This is a genomic window from Mesorhizobium sp. M7A.T.Ca.US.000.02.2.1 (assembly GCF_003996995.1).
Taxonomy (GTDB): domain Bacteria; phylum Pseudomonadota; class Alphaproteobacteria; order Rhizobiales; family Rhizobiaceae; genus Mesorhizobium.
This window is the reverse complement of record NZ_RZTT01000769.1, coordinates 1-1245: the sequence shown is the minus strand read 5'-3', so window position 1 is coordinate 1245 and position 1245 is coordinate 1. Positions and strand designations below refer to the sequence as shown.

Annotated in this window: 1 protein-coding gene; it reads left to right on the top strand. The window is 62.4% G+C overall.

Going from position 1 to position 1245, the window contains the following annotated elements; translation table 11 throughout:
- Positions 1-1245: hydantoinase B/oxoprolinase family protein (locus tag EOD15_RS34460; RefSeq protein WP_185929168.1), on the top strand; the 1245-nt coding region annotated here is incomplete at both ends.

Below are 1245 nucleotides of genomic sequence, written 5' to 3'. Positions count from 1 at the left end.
CGTCGAGACGGTGCGAGCAAAATTTGCGGCACTCGCCGCCGAAATCGGCGATGGGCGGTCGCCCGAGACTGTCGCCGAAGGGTTCGTCACCATCGCCGTGGAGAACATGGCCAATGCCATCAAGAAAATCTCCGTGCAGCGCGGCTACGACGTCACCGAGTATCTCCTCAACTGCTTCGGTGGCGCCGGCGGCCAGCACGCTTGCCTGGTCGCCGACGCGCTCGGCATGGAGGCGGTGCTGATCCATCCCTTCTCTGGCCTGCTGTCGGCCTATGGCATCGGCCTGTCCTCGGTCTTTGCCTCGCGCCAGCAAGCGCTGCTGAAACCGCTTGCCGAAGAGTCCAGAACGGAGATCGGCAACCTCATTGCTATCTTGAGAAAAGCCGTCATCGCCGAACTCGCGGCGCAAGGCATCGGCGAGGATACGGTCGCCACGAAGCCTGTGCTGCACATTCGCTATGACGGCACCGACACGACACTGCCGGTGAATTTCGAGGCGGATTCGATTTTCCAGGCCAGGCGCGATTTTGAAATCGCCCACAAGGCGCAGTTCGGTTTCGTCTATGACGACAAGCCGATGATCGTCGAGACCGTCGGTGTCGAAGGCACCGACACCGGCGGCACCGGGCGCGACGAAACTGAATCGCGAACCGAAGACCTTGCCGTAAGCCCTTCGCAAACCCGCGAAATCTTCACCGAGGGAGAGTGGCGCACTTCACCCATCTTCCGCCGCGAAGCGCTGAAGCCGGGAAACAGGGTTGCCGGACCTGCCTTGATTATCGAGCCGAACCAGACGATCGTCATCGAGCCGGGCTGGCTGGCCGAAATCACCGCCAGGAACCATGTGCTCCTGCGCCGTGTCGAGAAAAAGCGCCGGCAGGCAGCGCTCGGCACGGAGGCCGATCCGGTCATGCTGGAGGTCTTCAACAACCTCTTCATGTCGATCGCCGAGCAGATGGGCGTGACGCTGCAGAACACCGCCTATTCCGTCAACATCAAGGAAAGGCTGGATTTTTCCTGCGCCGTCTTCGATCGCCATGGCGCGCTGGTCGCCAATGCGCCGCACATGCCGGTGCATCTGGGCTCGATGGACCGCTCGGTCGAAACCATCATCCGGCTGAATTCCGGCGACATCCACCCCGGCGACGTCTTTGCCCTCAACGCGCCCTACAACGGCGGCACGCATCTGCCCGACATCACCGTGGTGACGCCGGTGTTTTCCCTCCCCCTCGAGGGGAGGGTGGC